This is a genomic window from Terrihabitans soli (genome assembly GCF_014191545.1).
Taxonomy (GTDB): domain Bacteria; phylum Pseudomonadota; class Alphaproteobacteria; order Rhizobiales; family Methylopilaceae; genus Flaviflagellibacter; species Flaviflagellibacter soli.
In genome coordinates this window covers 2,732,037-2,750,812 of the sequence record NZ_AP023361.1, presented here as the reverse complement: position 1 = coordinate 2,750,812, position 18,776 = coordinate 2,732,037, and the positions used below count along the sequence as shown (strand labels likewise).

Sequence of the window (18,776 nt, the reverse complement as noted above, 5' to 3'; positions counted from 1 at the left end):
AAAGGGCGGGGGCCGGTTCTAATCGCTCACTCCAGCGACGGACCCCCTCCGAGGATCGCCTCCCGCCCTTTCTTCCGTCACCTTCTGCCCCAATTGTCCCGGGAATGCGTCTGCTTCCCGCTCTCCTTCTTCCTCTTGCGGCAACGCCCGCGCTCGCAACGCCCGATCCCGTCGATCTGCGGGTGATGGTGCGGACTGAGGCCGTCCACCGCGGCCTGCCCGGCGAGATCGCCGACGCGGTGGCGACGGTCGAAAGCAATTATCGCGTTTCGGCTTTGGGCGATGTCGGTGAAATCGGCCTGATGCAGGTCCTGCCATCGACGGCGCGCATGCTCGGCTTTTCCGGAACGAACGCCGAGCTCTCAGATCCCGCGACCAATATCCGCTACGGCGTCGATTATCTTGCCGGCGCCTGGAAGCTTGCGAACGAAGACGTGTGCACCGCGGTGATGAAATACCGCGCCGGTCATGGCGAGACGCGCTTTTCGCACAAATCCGTCGCTTACTGTGTGCGCGTGCGCGAGGTGCTGGCGGCACAGGGCTATCCGCTGCGCGGCGAGGTGCCGAAAGCGACGTTCGGCGCTCCGGCAGGTGTGGTAGCGCGCGGTGGAGGCGGGAAGGCCGGAAAGAGTGGCGGCAGCCGGATGAACTGGGCGGCCTATGACCGCCGCATCAGATCCATTCAGTCGCAGATCACATCCGCGAACCTGACGATTATGCGCTGATCCGGGAGTGCGCCGAAGCGCCGCCGAGAATTTCGCTCAAGGGCGCGACCACGGCGCCGGCATCTTCCACGGCGCGGCGCACCGCCCGCCCGACCATCACCGCCGTCGGCTCATCGCCGTGAACGCACAGCGAGTCGAACTCGATCGGGATGAGCTTGCCGGAGGCGCTGGGCACCATGCCGTCCTGCATCATGCGCTTGACGCGCTCGGTGACCTCGACCGGATTGTTGATGACCGACAGAGGTTCGGGACGCGGCGTCAGCTGGCCGTCATCGGTGTAATGACGATCCGGAAAGGCTTCGGAGGCGAAGGCGAGGCCGAGCTTGTCGGCGGCTCTGCGCATCACAGGCCCGGTGAAGCCGAGATAGATGAGTTTCGGATCGGCGGCGCGGATGGCGCGGCCGATGGCCAGCGCATGCGCCTCGTCCTCGGAGGCGACATTGTAGAGCGCGCCGTGCGGCTTCACATGAGTAAGGGCAACGCCGCTTTCGGCGGCGGCTTCGGTGAGAACGCCGATCTGATAAGCGATGAGCGATTCTAGCTCGTCCATGCTCATTTTCATGACCGTGCGGCCGAAATTTCCGAGATCGTCGAAGCTGGGATGGGCGCCGACCGCGACTTTGTTCTGGGCGGCGATAAGGCTCACGGCCCGCATGGTCTGAGCGTCGCCTGCATGAAAACCGCAGGCGATATTGGCGCTGGAAACGATGGCGAGCAGAGCCTCGTCGGTGCCGTAGCCTTCACCGAGATCGGCGTTGATATCGATCCTGCGTGCCGTAGACGCCATACGCACCGTAAGCTTTCATTTATGACTATATATGCCCCGCTTCGGGCGGATAGGGGAAATGACGGGCGAATCGAAAATAAATCTGAGCGCCACAATGCTCGCGCTCGGCGACGCGGCGGTGACGCTTGAGTTCGGCCAGACCATCGGGCGCGAGACGAGCGCGCGCGTTCTGGCGGCGCGCGATGCAATCGTGGCAGCGGCCATTCCGGGCGTGCGTGAATACGTGCCGACGTTCCGCTCGCTCACCGTCCACTACGACCCGGCCGCGATCGGCTTTGCCGATCTGGCCGCCCGGATCGGCGATCTGTCGCTCGAGGGCGCAGCGTCCGCCGGGGAGGGCAGGACCTGGACTGTGCCGGTTCTCTATGACGGGCCGGATCTCGATGAGACCGCCCGCGCCGCCGGGCTCACACGGGAGGCGGCGGCCGCACTCCACGCCGGGCAGACCTATCATGTCTATATGCTCGGCTTCCTGCCGGGCTTCGCCTATCTCGGCGATCTGCCCGAGCCCTTGCGCCTGCCCCGGCTCGACGTGCCGCGGACACGCGTTCCCGCGGGCTCCGTCGCCATCGCAAGTGAGCTGACCGCAATCTATCCCGTCGAGAGCCCGGGCGGCTGGCGCCTGATCGGCCGGACGCCCCTTCGCCTGTTCGATCACAGGGCCCATCCGCCGAGCCTGTTCGCGCCCGGCGATCGCGTGCAGTTTACGCCGGTCAGCGCCGCCGAATTTGATCAGCTCGTGCGCGGAGCAAAATCGACATGAGCGCCGGTTTTCACATTGTGCAGGGCGGGCTGCAGACAACGCTGCAAGATGGCGGACGGACGGGCCTGCTGGCGCTCGGCGTGCCGCATTCCGGTGCGCTCGATCCGCTGAGCTTCAGACTCTCCAACCGCATCGTGGGCAATGATGCGAATAGTGCGGCGCTCGAATTGCGCTCGCCCGGGCCGGTTCTTCGCTTTGAGGGAAAGGCTGGGCGCATCGCGCTCGCCGGCACATCCGTGCCGCTTCTCGTCGAGCGTAAAGGCACGGTTCAGGAATGGCCCGCCTGGCGCGCCGTCGATCTGCAGGACGGCGACGTCGTCAGCGTCTCGCCCTTTGCGGATACGGCGGTTGCCTATCTCGCGGCCCTTGGCGGCTTCGATGTTCCCGAACAGCTCGGCTCGCGCTCGACCTTTCTGCGCGGCGGTTTCGGCGGCCTCGACGGCAAGCCGCTGCAGACCGGCGGCGTGCTGAAGCTTTTGCATGATGGAGCGCCGGATGCGCCGTGCCACACGCTGCTCCGGCCGCCCTCTTTCGTCGCATCGCCGGTGCTCCGCGCTCTGCCCGGGCCGCAGGCCGATTATTTTAAGGAAGAAGCGCAGAGCGCCTTTTTCGGCAGGCCTTTCACCGTGTCGCGCGATCTTGACCGCATGGGCATGCGCCTCGATGGACCGGTGCTCGCGCACTCAAAGAGCGCCGATATCGCCTCCGATGCGACCGTGCCCGGTGCGGTGCAGGTGCCGGGATCGAGCCAGCCGATCCTTCTTCTCAACGATTGTCAGACAACGGGCGGCTATCCGAAGATCGCCGTCGTCATTACGGCCGATCTCTTTCGCGCCGGCCGTCTTATGCCCGGCCATGAGATCCGTTTCCGCAAAGTGACGATGACCGAGGCGGAAGAGGCGCGCGCCGAAGCCGCGCACGCCTACAGATCGATGGCGAACACGATCGTTCCCGTCCGCGCAGGCGTCCAAATTTAGAAAAGATAAGAAGCCTTCCGGCGCGTTCAGCCGATATGGGAGAAGACGTTCTCGACTTCCGTCAGGCCGAACGGTTTGCGCAGGAAAGCGCGGGCGCCGGCTTCTTCGGCTTTCAGGAAGGTCTGGCCGTCGCGGTGGCCGGTGATGACGACGGTGCGGGCGCCGTATTTTTCCTGCGCTTCGCGGGCGACCTTCAGTCCGTCGCCGCCGCGGGCGAGATGGATGTCGGTGACGATGAGGTCGGGCTGTTCGGTGGCGACAAGATGAAGGGCCTCGGCCTCCTCGGCGACGACGCCCACGACTTCATGCCCGAGACGTTCGAGGATGCTTTCGAGATGCAGACCGACGATGAACTCGTCTTCGACGATGAGAACCCGCCATTTCGGCTTGCTGCCGTTACTGCTCATTTGCCCTAGCCCATTAACCTATGATGGCCTCTTCCTGAGGAAACCAAACAACGGGTCAAATGCAGTAAGGTTCCGGCACAATCTTTCGTAATTCGTCGGAGGCGCACATCAATCTCTGGTGTTGCCCCCGGGGCACTTAAAGGCGCGGCGAGATCTAGGTCATGGCAGACATCCCGAAGACGATCGGCGTGCTTCTCGCGGGAGGGCTCGCGCGGCGCATGGGCGGAGGCGACAAGCCCCTGCTGAAGATCGGTGGCAGCACGATCCTCGACCTCGCCATCGCCGCCCTCCGCCCGCAATGCGAGGCCCTGATCCTCAACGCCAATGGCGATCCGGCGCGCTTTGCGGCGACGGGCCTGACCGTCATTGCCGACGATGTGCCGGGTTTTGCCGGCCCGCTGGCCGGCATTCTGGCGGCGCTCGACTGGACGGCGAAGAGCAGGCCGGATGTCGGCTGGGTGGTCTCGGTCGCAGCGGATTCGCCTTTTCTGCCAAAGGATTTTGTGGCCCGTCTGCATGAGGCGCGAGAGGCGGCGGGAACGCCTTTGGCCCAGGCCCAGGCGGGCGAGCAGACCTATCCGGTCAACGGGCTCTGGAAGGTCTCGCTGCGCGGCGACCTGCGGCACGCTCTGGTCGAGGAGGACATGCGCAAGATTGACCGCTGGACCGCACGGCACGGCGTCGTCAGCGTGATCTGGCCGGATAAGCCGGTCGATCCCTTCTTTAACGCCAACACCCCGGAAGAACTCGTCGAGGCGGAAAAGCTGATCGCGTCTAGGTCCTGAAGATTTCCGCGAGGGGCCTGGCTTCCGTCAGGATCAGATCGGCCACGGCTTTGGCATCGTTGAGATCGACGGCCGGGATGGGCAGGCCGGTCAGCTTCTCGTCCGCCGCGATGGCGCGGATGGTTTGGTCCTTCGGGTGAATGAAGTCCTTGCCGTTGGCGGCCCGCCAAATCTCGATTTTTGGATGAGGGGCGGTTTTGTAGCCCTCGATAATGACGAGATCGACCGGCGACAGCTTGCCGATGAGGTCGTTCAGGGCCGGCTCAGGGGCGCCGCGCAGCTCGTGCATCAGGGCGAAACGGTTCGCGCTGGCGATCAGCACTTCCCGCGCGCCGGCTTGCCGATGGACGAAGCTGTCTTTGCCGGGCTTGTCGACGTCGAAATTGTGATGGGCATGCTTCATGGTCGAGACCGAAAGCCCCCGCCGCGTCAGTTCCGGAATGAGCTTTTCGAGCAGGGTCGTCTTGCCCGCCCCGCTCCAGCCCGCCAGTCCGATCACAAGCACATGTCTCTCCCTGCTGCCGGGCAAACTGGTCGTGCCGCCCGCACCGGTCAAGCCTCGGTCCTTCCGGGCGTTTCCTGGTTACGATCAATTAAATGCATTCTAAATTAGTAGAATACTTTCCAACACTCATGAGGTATGTGAACCATCCCATTATTAGAGATGCGGTTCATGAGTTCGACGCCGATCCCGAGCACGGCCCCCTTCAATGAAGAGGAGATCGCGCGCCTCAATCAGGTGATGTCGAATTCGACCCCGCTTCAGCGCGCCTGGCTGGCCGGATTTCTGACCGGGTACGATGTCGGCGCCGGCATCTCCCCGCAGCAGCTTCAGTATCAAACGCAAGGTTTGGCCCAGGCTCTCGGCCAGGTGCAGGCGGCTCCAGCCGCGGAATCCAAGACTTCCGAGCCCCTGACCATCGTCTTTGCGACCGAAAGCGGAAATTCCGAAAAGCTCGCGGCCGATATGGCCAAGGCGGCCCGCAAGAAGGGCTTCAAGCCGAACGTCGTCGATTTCGCCGATCTGAAGCCCGCCGATCTCACCAAGGCCAAGAAGCTCATCGTCATCGCCGCGACCTGGGGCGAGGGCGATCCGCCGGCCCGCGCCGTGCGCGCCTATGAAGAGCTGATGAGCGATGCGGCCCCGAAACTCGACGGCGTCGAATTCGGCGTGCTGGCGCTCGGCGACACCGCTTATGTCGATTTCTGCGGCGTCGGCAAAAAGATCGACGAGCGTCTCGAAGCGCTCGGCGGCAAGCGCGCGGTCAAGCGCGTCGATTGCGATCTCGATTTCCAGACGCCGGCTTCGAAATGGATCGAGTCGACGCTCGATACAATCGCGCCTGCGCCAGCAGCCGGCGCTCCGGCCAGCGGCCAACTCATCGAAGTCGATTTCGGTGCGCGCGCTCCGGTGTCCGATGCGCCGTTCCAGGGCGAGATCGTCGATCACGTCAATCTCAACTCCTCGCGCTCGGCGAAAGAGACGTACCACGTCGCCATCGGTTTCGAAGGCGATGTCGCCTATGAGCCGGGCGATGCGCTCGACATCTATCCGACGAACGATCCCGGCCTTGCTGAAGCGATCATGCGTGTCACCGGCCACGGCAAGAACATCAATCTGCGCCAGACGCTCGTCGAGGATCGCGACATCAATACGCTGTCGCTGAAATCGCTCGAGAAGTTCGCGTCCATCAGCCCCAATCAGGCGGTGCGCGATCTCGTCGCCAATCCCGAGAAGGCGCGCGAATGGATCACCGGCCGCCAGCTCATTGATCTTCTCGCCGAGTTCCCCTCGCGCCTGTCGATCTCCCAGCTTTACGATGTGACGCGTCCGCTCGCGCCGCGCGCCTATTCGATCGCCTCCGCCCAGAAGGAAGTGGGCGATGAGGTGCATCTCCTCGTTTCCGCTGTGCGCTATGAGGCGTTCGGCCGTCCGCGCCTCGGCGTTGCCTCGACCTATCTCGCCGACCGCGTGAAAAAGGGCGACAAGCTCCGCGCCAAGGTGAAGACGAACAAGCATTTCCGCCTGCCGGAAGCCGATCGCGACATCATCATGGTCGGCCCCGGCACGGGCGTTGCGCCGTTCCGCGCTTTTGTGCAGGAGCGCCGCGCCATCGAAGCCAAGGGCCGCAACTGGCTCTTCTTCGGCGACCGCCAGTACACGCACGATTTCCTCTACCAGCTCGACTGGCAGGAATATCAGGCGGACGGCTATCTGCACGCCATCGATCTCGCCTTCTCGCGCGACACGCCGCAGAAAGTCTATGTGCAGGACAAGATCTGGAGCAAGCGCAAGGCGGTCATTGACTGGCTTGAAACCGGCGCCAAATTCTATGTCTGCGGCGATGCCAAGAACATGGCCAAGGATGTGCGCAATTCTCTTGTGCGCGCCTATGCCGATGTGAAGGCGCTGTCGGACGAGAATGCCGAAGCCGCCGTCCGCGCTCTCGAAAGCGAGAAGCGTTACCTCACCGACGTGTACTGAGTGCGATGACCGACAAGCCGCTTGCCCGCAATGAAGGGCTGAAGACCAAATCCCATTATCTCCGCGGCACACTTGCCGAAGGTCTCGACCGCGAAATCACCGGCGAGATCACCGAAGACGATCAGCAGCTCGTCAAATTCCACGGCATGTATCTTCAGGACGAGCGCGATCTGCGCGCTGAACGTTCCAAGAAGAAGATGGAGAAGGCCTTCTCCTTCATGATCCGCGTGCGCATTCCGGGGGGCGTGACGACGCCCGCGCAATGGCTTGCGATGGATCAGATCGCCCGCGATTACGGCAATGGCACGATGCGTCTGACGACGCGCGAGACGTTCCAGCTGCACGGCGTCATCAAGTTCAACGCCCGCGCCTCGATCCAGAAACTCGATTCCGTTCTGCTCGACACCATCGCCGCCTGCGGCGACGTCAATAGAAACGTGATGACCGCCTCGAACCCGCATCAGTCGGGCGCACACAAGGCGGCCTATGAGCTCGGCAAGAATATTTCGGATTATCTTCTGCCGCGCACCGGTGCCTATCGCGAGATCTGGCTGAACGGCGAGAAGGTCGCGGGCGGCGAAGAGACCGCGACAGTCGTCGAGCCGATCTATGGTGAGACCTATCTGCCGCGGAAATTCAAAACGGTCGTTGCGGTGCCGCCGCAAAACGATGTCGACATTTTCGCCCACGATCTCGGCTTCATCGCCATCCTGAACGACAAGGGCGAACTCGAAGGCTGGAACGTCACGGTCGGCGGCGGCATGGGCATGACCCATGGCGATGTGAAGACCTATCCGCGCACCGCGGATGTCCTCGGCTTCGTGCGTCCCGAACATGCTCTGAAGGCCGCCGAATCCGTATTGACGGTGCAGCGCGATTGGGGCGACCGCACCAACCGTGCGCATGCGCGCGTGAAATATACGGTCGAAGACCGCGGCCTCGATGCCTGGCGCCGCGAAGTCGGGCGTCGCATCGGCGTGGCCCTCGGAGAGCCGCGGCCGTTCAAATTCACCCATACCGGCGACCGCTATGGCTGGTCGAAGAGCGAAGACGGACGCAATCATCTGACGCTGTTCATCGAGAACGGCCGCATCAAGGATTGGGACGGCGGACCGCGCATCATGACCGGTCTTCGCCGCATCGCCGAAGTGCTGGACGGCGAGTTCCGCATGACGTCGAACCAGAACGTCATCATCGCCAATATCTCGGATGAAAAGCGCCCCGAGGTCGAACGGCTCGTCGCCGAATACGGCCTGACCGACAAGGCTTCGCCGATCCGCCGCAACGCCATGGCCTGCGTCGCGCTGCCGACCTGCGGCCTCGCGCTTGCCGAAAGCGAACGCTATCTGCCGAGCCTCATCACCGCGTTCGAAGACATTGCCGAGAAGCACGGCATCGCGGACGAAGAGATCGTCGTGCGCATGACCGGCTGCCCGAATGGCTGCGCGCGTCCCTATCTCGCGGAGATCGGCTTCGTCGGCAAAGGTCCCGGCAAGTACAATCTTTATCTCGGCGCGGCCTTCAACGGCGAGCGTCTGTCCAAGCTGTACCTTGAAGACGTCGGCGAGCCGGAGATTCTCGCGGCGCTCGATCCGATCCTCGGCGATTTTGCCAAGAACCGTCAGACGGGCGAGCACTTCTCGGATTTCGTCATTCGTGCGGGCTACATTGCCCAGACCGGCAACGGCGCCGATTTTCATGTCAATACAGGCCCGCAACGCCCGGCGGCTTAACGCTCCATTTACGGATGACGGTGCGGTAACCCCTTAAACCCAAAAAGAATTCCCTGCGTCAAAACGCGCAGTCGCGGCGCAGGCAAACCGCCACCATCCTTTCGATGTCGTTCAACCATCGAAAGGAGGTGATCCAGTGTCTCATTGTCTCAATCAGCGGGTGCTGGTGACCGTGGACTGGAAACTCCTGGAGTTCCGGACCGCGTGATTTCCCGCACGGACGGCGGGGGAACGATCCTTAGCCGTTGCCGCGGATGACAATGGAAGGGCCACCCGCGAGGGTGGCCCTTCTTGCTTTGAGGAACCATGGCTGGACCGATCCTGATCTATGTCGATGCCGATGCCTGCCCTGTGAAGGAGGAGATCTATCGCGTCGCCGCGCGCTACGGGCTGAAGGTCTTCGTCGTCGCCAACGCCTTCATCAATGTCCCGAAAGACCCGATGATCGAGCGGGTCATCGTGCCCGCCGGGCCCGATGTCGCCGACAATTGGATCGCTGAGCGGGCGGCGCCGGGCGCGATCGTCATCACCCAGGATGTGCCGCTGGCCGACCGGTCGGTGAAGGCCGGGGCCGAAGTCATCGGCAATACCGGCAGGCCATTCACCGAGGCCAGCATCGGCATGGCTCTGGCCACGCGCAACCTGATGGATGAGCTCAGGAGCGCCGGGCAGACGACGCGCGGGCCCAGACCCTTTTCACCGAAGGACCGCTCGGACTTCCTGCAGGCGCTCGACAAGACGGTGAACACTCTGAAGCGGAAGGGATTCGGTCTTTGACCTGCTGAACCCCGGAAACATCCGGGTTCAGTGCCTCAGTACAGGCCGGCGGGTCCGGACTGCCAGCCGAGCATGGCGGGCGAAGGGATATTGCCGCCGGATAGCGCATAGCCCGGCTCGGGACGCGCGGCGGAGACATAGACACCAGGTGGGGCTGAGGCGGGCGGCGCGGTGACGCGCGCCGGAGCAGGCGGCGGTGCGGCACGGCGCTCTGTCCGGCGTTCGGCGCGATCAGCCATGATCCGCGGTGGCGGGGCCATAACAGCGGTGGGCCGCGGCGGCGCGTAGACCGGCTCGTCCGCGGGGGGCGGCACGGGGGCGCCTTTCGCCGCGATCATCGTCGTTTCCTGCACGGCGATCATATCGCCGATATCGCGCGGCCCCTGGCGGGCGATGCGCACGAGGCCGCCGGTGTCCTCGCCCTTCTTCACTTTCTCATAGAAGGCGTTGCCACCCTCGATCGAGACATAGCGCATATTGTTGTAGCCGGGCTCATAGCCCGCGGTGTGGAAGAACTGCGCCTTTCCGACCTTGGGGTGGCGACGGCCGCCGAGCACTTCGGTCGCCACCGCGAAGGCGCGATCCTTACTTTTGCCTTCGGTCATGTCGCGGGACAGAACTCCAGGCGCGAACTGGCGCGGCGCGCCGACGACCTCGCAGACCGATTTTCCATATTTGCCGCTTTCGTAGCGGTTCATGACCACAGTGCCGACAGCGAGCATGCCGTCGTTCGAGGAGCGGTTCGACTCGAAATACATCGCCCGGGCGAGGCATTCCTTCGACGACATGCCGAGGCCAAGGCCAAGGCCCGTAAAGCTCGCTTTGGATTTCTTGGATGCGGTGCTGCAGCCGGCGAGCCCAAGGCTCACAGCCGACAAAACGAGAAAGAGCGCGCAGGAGCGCGACAGGGCCGGATACGCAGGCATACGCACACACAAAACAGGCGCCACACAACATGCGGCTCCCCGTTCATAAAGGGTCAAGTTTTACGAAAGCTTTACGGATCGCGGCGGGAAGAAGGCGAGGTCTACTTCCCGGCCGCCTTGCGCAGTGCGTCGTTGATGCGGTCCTGCCAGCCGGCGCCGCCCTCCTGGAAGAATTCGAGCACATCCTGATCGATGCGGATCGACACCAGTTCTTTCGCGCCGGGGACGGCGGCGGTTTTCGCCGGTCCTTCGACTTTGGGCTCCGTCACCTTCTTGAACATCGCCTCGGCGGCATTGCGCGCGCTCGGCGGTCTCGGCCTGTCGATCATCTCTGTTCCTGTCTCAGCCGAATGCGCCGACTTCATGGGTAATGGCGGTGCCGATCTCGCGCACCTGTGCGAACAGGCGTCCGATCGGATCGAAAATCTGCTCGTGTTCCTTGGCGTAGGACACGGCCTGACGCGGGCCGTGGGGCTCGCCGAAATCGCGGCCTTTGGTCGGATCGGCCTCGTTCGGGAAGACCTCATCCATCAAAGCGAGCGTTGACGGCACGTCGAGCTGCAGGAAGCGCATATCGAGCGCCTGGCGCGTCACGCCGTGGCGCGGCGAGAAATCCGGAATGGCGGTCGCCATGATCCAGATGCGCTGGATCAGCGCGATGCGCATGGCATGCAGCAGCATTTCGCGCGTCTGCATTTCCGGCGCTTTCGGCCAGGCGGCGCGCAGCAGCACAAAATCGGTCTGGATGCGGTGGAACATCGACTGCACCGGGCCCCAGAGATTGAGCCGGTTCAGCGAATGCGCGACGCCGACAAGCTGGCGCGCCCGCACGGGCTCGACATGCGCGGCGCGGTCGAGCCATGAGCCGGGATCGAGAAGCGCGGTCGTTGCGCGCAGAACATCGATGTCGGAATGGGCGAGCGCATGGCTTGCAAATTCCAGTGCCCGGCGGAAGCGCGGGCTCTTGTCACGCAGTTCAAGGAAAAGTTCGGGCTGCCGCGCGGCCGCAGCGCCGATGCCCTGCAGCGTGTTCGCGCACCAGCCGAGCTGCTGCAAAATCGCGTTGTTCAGAATGGCGCGCAGTTCGCGCGGATGTTTGATGACGCTCGGTCCGCCGCCGCCGTCCTGCTGGCGGATCGCGGGGCGCGAGCCGGTCGGATCGAGCAAAGCCGGGCCGAAGGCGCCGAGCAACGAGGCATAACCCGGATCTTCGACCAGCTCATGCATGGTCGCGCCGATGGTCGCAAAAAAGTCGGCAGCGAAATCGGCTTCCTCATAGATCGGATCGCCGCTGGTCGGCAGCTCATCAAAGGCGTGTTCGGCGATGCGCGCGACGGAAGCCATCGCGATCTCCGGCGTGCCGAACAAAAGATATCCGTCGCCGCCCTGAAAGCTCGTCTCGTCGCGCTGGTTGATGCCGTTGCGCGCAAACATCGCGCGGCTGGCCGAGGGAGAGAGATATTTCAGGCGATCGGTCAGAGAGCCCGGATGGGCGCCGCGGCCGATGGATTCGCCGTGCGTGTCGAACAGGATGAGTTCGACATGATCGGCAAGGCCGTATTTCTGCATCAGTTCGGCAAGCTTCACGCGCAGCCGTTCGATGAGGAAGGTCGCGGCGAGCTGGCCGACATAGCGCCCCGAATCCGAATAGCCGAATTCGATGGCGAGCTTGCCGGTTTCCTTGAGATAGGCGCGGTAATGCGGCGAGCGCAGCGCCTCTTCGATGGCGCGCGAGCCCTGCTCAAGCGCATCCGCCGTCTCGAATAGCGGCGAGATCTCGACATGCTTTTCGACGCCGAAGAGTTTGGCGAGCCACAGTACCGACAGCAGCGTATAGCCGCTCTCGGTCTCGGCGATGAGGAAGCGCACGGGCGCATTGCCGTCGATATGTTTGGCGATCTGCGCGACCGTCATCATCAGGCGCGTGGCGGAGGCCTGTTCGGCAAGGATGCCGCCGAAATCCACCGGGATGGTCTCGACCTTGTCGAGCGCCGAATTGATGGCGCCGAGAAGGACGCGGCGGCGGAACGGATCGGCCGGCGGATCCTGAAGGCCGAGGCGCAGACGCACCGCATTGTGCACCTGCGCGGCGTTGAGGCGCACATGCGAATGCGCAAACGACATGCCGTGCGAGGCAAGCCCGGCGCGCGCCACCGCAAGCTTCAACTGATCGTCCGGAGTGGCTTTGGCGATGGCATCTGCGAACAGCTCCATCAAGGGCTCGTTGGTGACGAGCGCATCTTCGCGATGCTCGATGAGTTCAGCGGCAAATTCCGCAACCGTGTCCGGATCGCCTTTGGCCGGTACGGCGGCGATCTGCCGGTCGACGCAGCCGATGGCGCGCTCGATTCGGTCAGCGAGTTTGTCGGCGGCGTCAATATCGGCCACCTGCGCTTCGAGCCGCTCCAACTGCAGCTTCTTCATGCGCAGGCGAAGGCGCAGCGTGTCCCACCAATTGATGTCGACGCGGCCGTCGGTGTCGTAGCCGACCCAGCTTGCGAGCGCGACGGCCTGCGGCACGAGCGCCGTCCAATCCTCCGGCCAGGCGCGGCGGGCGCTTGAGAGAAGCGCGGTGTTGAAGCGGTCGATGGCATCGCGGCCGTTCTTGATGGCGGCGATGGCCTGGGTGAACTCCATCTCGAGCGTCGGCGTCGAGGGTCGGTGCGAAGCAAAGTGAGTTTTCGGGTCGCGGCCGCTCGCTGTTTCCGCCAGCGCCGCCAAAACGGGGGCGGGCGCCGAGAAGGTCGGATGCGCGGTAAAGACCGCAACGAAGCGGGTGCGTTCGAATTCCTCGCGGTTCGACTCGAAGCTCCCGGGCGCGCCTTCGCTCGCCAGTTTCTCGGCGATGCGGCTATAGCTTGCCTCGGAGGCTTCCTTCTCGGTGCCGCCGACATACAGAGCGATGCGCTGGGCGCGGTCCTGGAAGGCCTCGTCCCGAAGCTCGGCAATCACCTGATCGACATCCGCCTCGCTGATATCGCCGCGGTCGATCTGGCGCAGGATGGCGCGCGCCGTGACGAGAACTGGATTGCCGAAGGGGTCTTCCTCGGCCCGGTGGCGGTTGTCTTCCATCAGGGCAAGCAGGGCCGCGACCGTCTTGGAATGCTTGGCCGCGCGATGGGTGTCTTCCAGCATAGGTGGCTCCGCGAGACCGGCCGGGAGGAGCCGGGCAAGCTCTTTAAGGGACGCCAACCCGCATCGGCGTCTTCCCGGACATTTGAGGCACGGTAACCGTGCAAGTCAAAGCCTTGATGACCCGGCCTGTGGGCCAAATGCCGCGCGAGTTACCTGGTTTTTGCCCTTTGGTTTTTAAGAGCGAAAAATACGGTTGCGCGGCGGCGCCGGACAGGTTCCTCTCCCGGCCATGCACTCCGATCTCTCCCTGATTTGGGGGCTGCCCTTTGTCGGCATGCTCCTGTCCATCGCCCTCCTGCCGCTGCTCGCCTCGCATTTCTGGCACCACCACTACGGCAAGGTCGCCGGCTTCTGGGCACTGGCTTTCCTGATCCCCTATGCGGCGATCCACGGCTTCGGCACCGCCGGCCATGATCTCGTCCATGCGGCGCTGCTCGAATATCTGCCCTTCATCATCCTCCTGTTTGCGTTGTTCACGATTTCGGGCGGGCTTCTCGTCACCGGCAATCTGCACGGCAGCCCGGGAACGAACACGGTGCTGCTCGGCGTCGGCACGCTGCTCGCCAGCGTCATCGGCACGACGGGCGCCTCGATGGTGCTGATCCGTCCACTGATCCGCGCCAACGACAACCGGCGCTACAACGTCCATACCGTTATCTTCTTCATCTTCCTCGTGTCCAATATCGGCGGCTCCCTGACGCCGCTCGGCGATCCGCCGCTCTTCCTCGGGTTCCTGCAGGGCGTCGACTTTTTCTGGACGACTGAGCATCTCGCCGCCGAGACACTCCTTCTCGTCGCCATTCTGCTCGCGCTGTTTTTCGCGCTCGACAGCATTTTCTTTGCCAAGGAAGGCAAACCGAAAAAGAAGGATCCGACGCCCGATACGCCCCGGCTCGGCCTGATCGGCCTTGCCAATATCCCGCTCCTCATCGGCGTTATCATGGCGATCCTGATGAGCGGGCTGTGGAAGCCCGGCATCAGCTTTAATGTCTTCGGCACGCCGGTCGAACTGCAGAACCTTGTGCGCGATGCGATCATCCTTGTGCTGGCGCTCGTCTCGGTTCGGGTTACGCCGAAGGATATCCGTGCCCGCAACGGTTTCGACTGGGAGCCGATCCGCGAAGTCGCCAAACTTTTTGCCGGCATTTTCACGACCATCATCCCGGTCATTCTCATCCTGCGCGCGGGATCGGACGGCGCGGCCGCGCCGCTCGTCGCGCTGGTGACGGATGCCTCCGGCGCGCCGATCGACGAGGCGTATTTCTGGATGACGGGGATACTCTCCGGCGTGCTCGACAACGCGCCGACCTATCTTGTGTTCTTCAATCTCGCGGGCGGGGTCGCGGCCGAACTGATGAGTAACTACACATCAACGCTTGCGGCGATCTCGGGAGGCGCGGTCTTCATGGGCGCGCTGACCTATATCGGCAATGCGCCGAATTTCATGGTGCTGGCGATCGCCAAGAACCAGGGCATCAAAATGCCGAGCTTCTTCGGCTATATCCTGTGGTCCGGCGCGATCCTGATCCCGAGTTTCCTTCTGCTGACCTGGGTGTTCTTCCGCTGACATTGCCAAAGTTTAATCAACCGGCTTATGGCGTTCAGCTGGGGTTCAGCCGACATATATAAGTCTGTGGGCTGGAAGGATTTTGCGAGAGATGAACATAGCGCCGACCCGTATTTTCGAGGGCAGGACCAAGCCCCTCGGGACGCCTCCGCCGGCGCGCAACTGGCGGTTTGCGGCTATTGCCGCGGCTGTGCTCGCGGGCGGTGCTGTTCTTTACTGGCAGTTCGGTACGGCCGGCTCGTCCTCGGATCAGATTGTGACGGCCAAGGTCGTCCGCGGCGATGTGATCGATACGGTGTCCGCGCTGGGCAATCTCCAGCCGCGCGATTATGTCGATCTCGGCGCCCAGGTGTCCGGACAGCTCAAGACCATCCATGTCGAAGTCGGGCAGGCGGTGAAGAAGGGCGATCTTCTGGCCGAGATCGATCCTGTCGTTCTCAACGCCAAGGTGGAGGCGGGCCGGGCATCGCTCGCCAGCCAGCGCGCCCAGCTCGTCGATAAGGAAGCGCAGCGCGATCTCGCCAATCAGACGCTGGAGCGCCAGCGCAAGCTCGTTGCAACGAAAGCCGTCTCCGAGACGACGTTCGAATCCGCCGAGGCGACGGCGCGGTCGGCGGCCGCTCAGGTCGATGTGCTGAAGGCACAGATCCAGCAGACCGAGTCGACGCTGCGCGGCGATGAAGCGACGCTCAGCTATACGAAAATCTTTTCGCCGATGAATGGCACCGTCGTGTCGATCAGCGTCCGTCAGGGGCAGACGCTGAACACCAATCAATCGGCGCCGATCATCATGCGCGTCGCCGATCTCTCCACCATGACGGTATGGACGCAGGTTGCCGAAGCCGATGTCTCGCGGCTGAAGCTCGGCATGACGGCGGAGTTCACGACGCTCGGCTCGGGCCAGCGCCGCTGGTCGGGCAAGCTGCAGCAGATCCTGCCGACGCCCGAGATCGTCAATAATGTCGTGCTCTATACGGCGCTGTTCGATGTCGACAATCCCGAAGGCGCGCTGATGACGCAGATGAGCGCGCAGGTCTATTTCATCGTCGGCGAGGCGCGCGATGTGCTCACCGTTCCGGTGTCGGCGCTGAAGGAAAACCGCCGCACCAAGGAAACCACCGTCGAGGTGAAGACGGCGTTCGGCACCGAAACGCGCAAGGTCGAGACCGGTGTGAAGACGCGCGTTCTTGCCGAAATCAAATCCGGCCTCGAAGAAGGCGATGAAGTCGTCACCGGCCAGCGCAGCGCGGCGCAGCCCGCGTCCGGATCGGGTCAGCGGCGCGGGCCGCAGATGCGTCTGTGATGAACCGCCATGTCGCTCCTCCCGAGGTGACGACCGCCGAGCCGCTGATTGCTCTCGACGGCATCCGCAAGACCTATGGCGGCGAAGTTCCGGTCGAGGTTCTGCGCGGCATTACGCTGCGGATCTATCCCGGCGAGTTCGTTGCCATTATGGGCGCCTCGGGCTCCGGCAAATCGACATTGATGAATCTTCTCGGCTGCCTCGACCGGCCGAGCTCGGGAACCTACCATTTCGCTGGAAAGGATGTCTCGCATTTCGACCGCGACGAGCTCGCACGGCTGCGGCGCGACGAATTCGGCTTCGTCTTTCAGAGCTATAATCTCATTCCGGCGGCGACCGCGGTCGAGAATGTCGAAGTGCCGGCGATCTATGCCGGCGTTGACGCGCCGGAGCGCCATCGGCGCGCCGCCGAACTTCTGACCTCGCTCGGCTTGGCTGAGCGTCTCAATCACCGTCCGAACCAGCTGTCCGGCGGCCAGCAGCAGCGGGTGTCGATTGCCCGCGCGCTGATGAATGGCGGACGCATTATTCTTGCCGACGAGCCCACCGGCGCGCTCGATTCGAAAAGTGGGGCCGAAGTCATGGCGCTGCTGAAGGATCTGGCGGCGCGCGGCCACACCATCATTCTCATCACCCATGACCGCGAAGTGGCGCGCCATGCGCGCCGCGTCATCGAAATCCGTGACGGACAAATCACCGCCGATAGCGGGCCCGATCTCGGCGCGGGCGAAGCGCCATCCCTTCCGGCTGCGGCGCATGTGCGGCCATCGCCTTTGGCCGATGCGGGCGAAGCCGTGAAAATGGCGCTGCGCGCGCTGCGGACCAATATGTTCCGCACCGTCTTAACGCTGCTCGGCATCATGATCGGCGTCGCTTCGGTCGTTGCCATGCTGGCGGTCGGTGAAGGCGCCCAGGACGAAGTGATGAAGCGCATCGGCTCGATGGGCTCCAATCTTCTCGTCGTCCGCCCCGGCGCGCCCAACGAGCGCTATTCGGCAGGTTCGGGTGTCCGGACGCTGATGCCGGAGGATGCCGATGCGCTCGCGTCTCTGCCGAATGTAACGGCGGCGATGCCCGAACGGCAGGGCAATGTCACGATCCGCATCGGTAACAGGGACTACGCCACGCAGGCGACCGCGACCTCCGTCGATCTGCCGCAAGTGCGCAGCTGGCCGGTGGAGGAGGGTGTGTTCTTCACGCCCGAGGATGTCACGAGCCATGCGACGGTCGCTGTCATCGGCAAAACCGTCGAGAAAAATCTTTTCGGCGAGGACGACGCGCTCGGCGCGCATGTTCTCGTCAACAATGTGCCGTTCCAGGTCATCGGCGTGATGTCGGGCAAGGGCGCAACCGGCTTCGGCACCGATCAGGACGATGTGATCTTCGTGCCGATCACCACCGGCGGCTCGCGGCTGTTCGGCGAAACCTTTGTGCGCTCGATCACGGTTGCGGCGAGCGATGTATCGAAGATCGGCGATACCGAGACGGAAGTTCGCCGCGAACTGACGGCGCGCCATGGCAAGGAAGATTTCCAGATCCGCAATATGGCGTCGATCGTCGAGACCATGTCGGCGACGCAGCAGACTTTGGCGATCCTTCTCGCCTCCATCGCCTCGATCTCGCTGCTCGTCGGCGGCATCGGGATCATGAACATCATGCTGATGAGCGTGACCGAGCGGACCCGCGAGATCGGCATCCGCATGGCGACGGGCGCTTCGACGCGCAATGTGCTGCAGCAGTTTCTGACGGAAGCAGTCGTCGTCGCGGCCTTCGGCGGCACGCTCGGCATGGTCCTCGGCTTTGCCGCCGGCTTCATCATTCAGTGGGCAGGCTTGCCGCTGAAATTCACCGCGTTGCCGGCGATGATGGCGTTCGGCTGCGCCGTGCTGACCGGCGTCGTGTTCGGATTTATGCCGGCGCTGAAAGCCGCAAAGCTCGATCCGGTCGCAGCGCTCGCCTCGGACTGATCAGGCGGCGGCGAAGGCGGCTTCGAGAATTGTCTGTATGTGCCGCGCCGTGTAGGGCTTGGTCAGGAAAGCGGCGGGGCGCATCTCTTCGGCCCGGCGGCGCGTTGCGAGATCGGTGTGCGCGGTGAGGAAGATCACCTTCGCCGGAGTTTTCTCGGTAATGGCGCGCGCCGTGTCGATGCCGTCAGCCTTCCCCTGAATGGAAACGTCCATCAACAGAAGATCGGGCGCCTCGCGCGACGCGATGCGACGAGCGTCCTCGCCGTTGGAGGCAGGCCCCAGCACCTTGTAACCCAGCTGCTCGATCGAGCAGGCGAGATCCAGGGCAATCAGGGCTTCATCTTCAACGACAAGGACGCTGCGCATCACTCTCTCCAAAACCCTGGCGGGCTTCTACGCCGGGTTCAGAAAGCCAACTGACCCCAATGGGATTGCGTTC

Annotated in this window: 17 protein-coding genes; 10 read left to right on the top strand and 7 right to left on the bottom strand. The window is 63.6% G+C overall.

Annotated features, from left to right (window positions below):
* Positions 1–104 precede the first annotated feature (104 nt).
* Positions 105–725 carry a lytic transglycosylase domain-containing protein gene (locus tag IZ6_RS14235; protein ID WP_222875699.1) on the top strand — a complete coding sequence of 207 codons (621 nt, stop codon included), beginning with the start codon at positions 105–107 and terminating at the stop codon, positions 723–725.
* On the opposite strand, the gene IZ6_RS14230 is transcribed toward IZ6_RS14235, so the two are convergent.
* Complete coding sequence (locus tag IZ6_RS14230; protein WP_222875698.1) at positions 715–1,512, bottom strand: LamB/YcsF family protein; 798 nt, start codon at positions 1,510–1,512, stop codon at positions 715–717. The genes IZ6_RS14235 and IZ6_RS14230 overlap by 11 nt on opposite strands.
* A 94-nt stretch (positions 1,513–1,606) precedes the next feature.
* On the opposite strand from IZ6_RS14230, the gene pxpB reads away from it, so the two are divergent.
* Positions 1,607–2,275 (top strand): 5-oxoprolinase subunit PxpB, encoded by a 669-nt coding sequence (gene pxpB / locus IZ6_RS14225; protein WP_222875697.1) that lies wholly within the window; start codon positions 1,607–1,609, stop codon positions 2,273–2,275.
* Positions 2,272–3,252, top strand: a complete 981-nt coding sequence (locus IZ6_RS14220; protein ID WP_222875696.1) for a 5-oxoprolinase subunit C family protein — start codon at positions 2,272–2,274, stop codon at positions 3,250–3,252. Before pxpB ends, IZ6_RS14220 begins: the two co-directional genes overlap by 4 nt.
* 26 nt (positions 3,253–3,278) lie before the next feature.
* Here the strand turns inward: IZ6_RS14220 and IZ6_RS14215 are convergent, their stop codons facing one another.
* Positions 3,279–3,659: a response regulator gene (locus IZ6_RS14215; protein WP_222875695.1), complete on the bottom strand. Its 381-nt coding sequence runs from the start codon at positions 3,657–3,659 to the stop codon at positions 3,279–3,281.
* A gap of 161 nt (positions 3,660–3,820) precedes the next feature.
* Between IZ6_RS14215 and mobA the strand changes: the two genes are divergently transcribed.
* Entirely contained in the window at positions 3,821–4,444 is a 624-nt protein-coding gene (gene mobA, locus IZ6_RS14210; RefSeq protein WP_222875694.1) for a molybdenum cofactor guanylyltransferase MobA, read from the top strand.
* On the opposite strand, the gene mobB is transcribed toward mobA, so the two are convergent.
* A complete protein-coding gene (gene mobB, locus IZ6_RS14205; protein ID WP_222875693.1) occupies positions 4,434–4,949 on the bottom strand; it encodes a molybdopterin-guanine dinucleotide biosynthesis protein B in 516 nt (171 codons plus the stop codon). The two genes, mobA and mobB, sit on opposite strands and share 11 nt — an antisense overlap.
* Before the next feature lie 168 nt (positions 4,950–5,117).
* On the opposite strand from mobB, the gene IZ6_RS14200 reads away from it, so the two are divergent.
* The 3 genes from IZ6_RS14200 to IZ6_RS14190 all read left to right on the top strand — a co-directional run bounded on the left by IZ6_RS14200 (position 5,118) and on the right by IZ6_RS14190 (position 9,439).
* Positions 5,118–6,929, top strand: a complete 1,812-nt coding sequence (locus IZ6_RS14200; protein WP_222875692.1) for a diflavin oxidoreductase — start codon at positions 5,118–5,120, stop codon at positions 6,927–6,929.
* A complete protein-coding gene (locus IZ6_RS14195; protein WP_420825590.1) occupies positions 6,926–8,662 on the top strand; it encodes an NADPH-dependent assimilatory sulfite reductase hemoprotein subunit in 1,737 nt (578 codons plus the stop codon). Before IZ6_RS14200 ends, IZ6_RS14195 begins: the two co-directional genes overlap by 4 nt.
* Before the next feature lie 306 nt (positions 8,663–8,968).
* On the top strand, positions 8,969–9,439 hold the full coding sequence (locus IZ6_RS14190) for a YaiI/YqxD family protein (RefSeq protein ID WP_222875690.1): 471 nt from the start codon (positions 8,969–8,971) through the stop codon (positions 9,437–9,439).
* A 35-nt stretch (positions 9,440–9,474) separates the two neighbouring features.
* On the opposite strand, the gene IZ6_RS14185 is transcribed toward IZ6_RS14190, so the two are convergent.
* From IZ6_RS14185 to IZ6_RS14175, 3 genes are all read right to left on the bottom strand, one after another.
* Positions 9,475–10,365 carry a cell wall hydrolase gene (locus IZ6_RS14185; protein WP_222875689.1) on the bottom strand — a complete coding sequence of 297 codons (891 nt, stop codon included), beginning with the start codon at positions 10,363–10,365 and terminating at the stop codon, positions 9,475–9,477.
* 101 nt (positions 10,366–10,466) lie between these two features.
* Complete coding sequence (locus IZ6_RS14180; protein WP_222875688.1) at positions 10,467–10,694, bottom strand: BrnA antitoxin family protein; 228 nt, start codon at positions 10,692–10,694, stop codon at positions 10,467–10,469.
* Between the two features lie 13 nt (positions 10,695–10,707).
* The gene (locus IZ6_RS14175) at positions 10,708–13,500 is read right to left on the bottom strand and encodes a phosphoenolpyruvate carboxylase (protein WP_222875687.1); all 2,793 of its coding nucleotides are present in this window, start codon (positions 13,498–13,500) and stop codon (positions 10,708–10,710) included.
* A 187-nt stretch (positions 13,501–13,687) separates the two neighbouring features.
* On the opposite strand from IZ6_RS14175, the gene IZ6_RS14170 reads away from it, so the two are divergent.
* The 3 genes from IZ6_RS14170 (at position 13,688) to IZ6_RS14160 (ending at position 18,337) form a co-directional block, all read left to right on the top strand.
* On the top strand, positions 13,688–15,067 hold the full coding sequence (locus IZ6_RS14170) for a sodium:proton antiporter (protein WP_420825589.1): 1,380 nt from the start codon (positions 13,688–13,690) through the stop codon (positions 15,065–15,067).
* A gap of 91 nt (positions 15,068–15,158) precedes the next feature.
* Positions 15,159–16,370 (top strand): efflux RND transporter periplasmic adaptor subunit, encoded by a 1,212-nt coding sequence (locus IZ6_RS14165; RefSeq protein ID WP_222875685.1) that lies wholly within the window; start codon positions 15,159–15,161, stop codon positions 16,368–16,370.
* Positions 16,370–18,337 (top strand): MacB family efflux pump subunit, encoded by a 1,968-nt coding sequence (locus tag IZ6_RS14160; protein ID WP_222875684.1) that lies wholly within the window; start codon positions 16,370–16,372, stop codon positions 18,335–18,337. Before IZ6_RS14165 ends, IZ6_RS14160 begins: the two co-directional genes overlap by 1 nt.
* Here the strand turns inward: IZ6_RS14160 and IZ6_RS14155 are convergent, their stop codons facing one another.
* On the bottom strand, positions 18,338–18,703 hold the full coding sequence (locus IZ6_RS14155) for a response regulator (protein ID WP_222875683.1): 366 nt from the start codon (positions 18,701–18,703) through the stop codon (positions 18,338–18,340).
* Between the last annotated feature and the right edge of the window lie 73 nt (positions 18,704–18,776).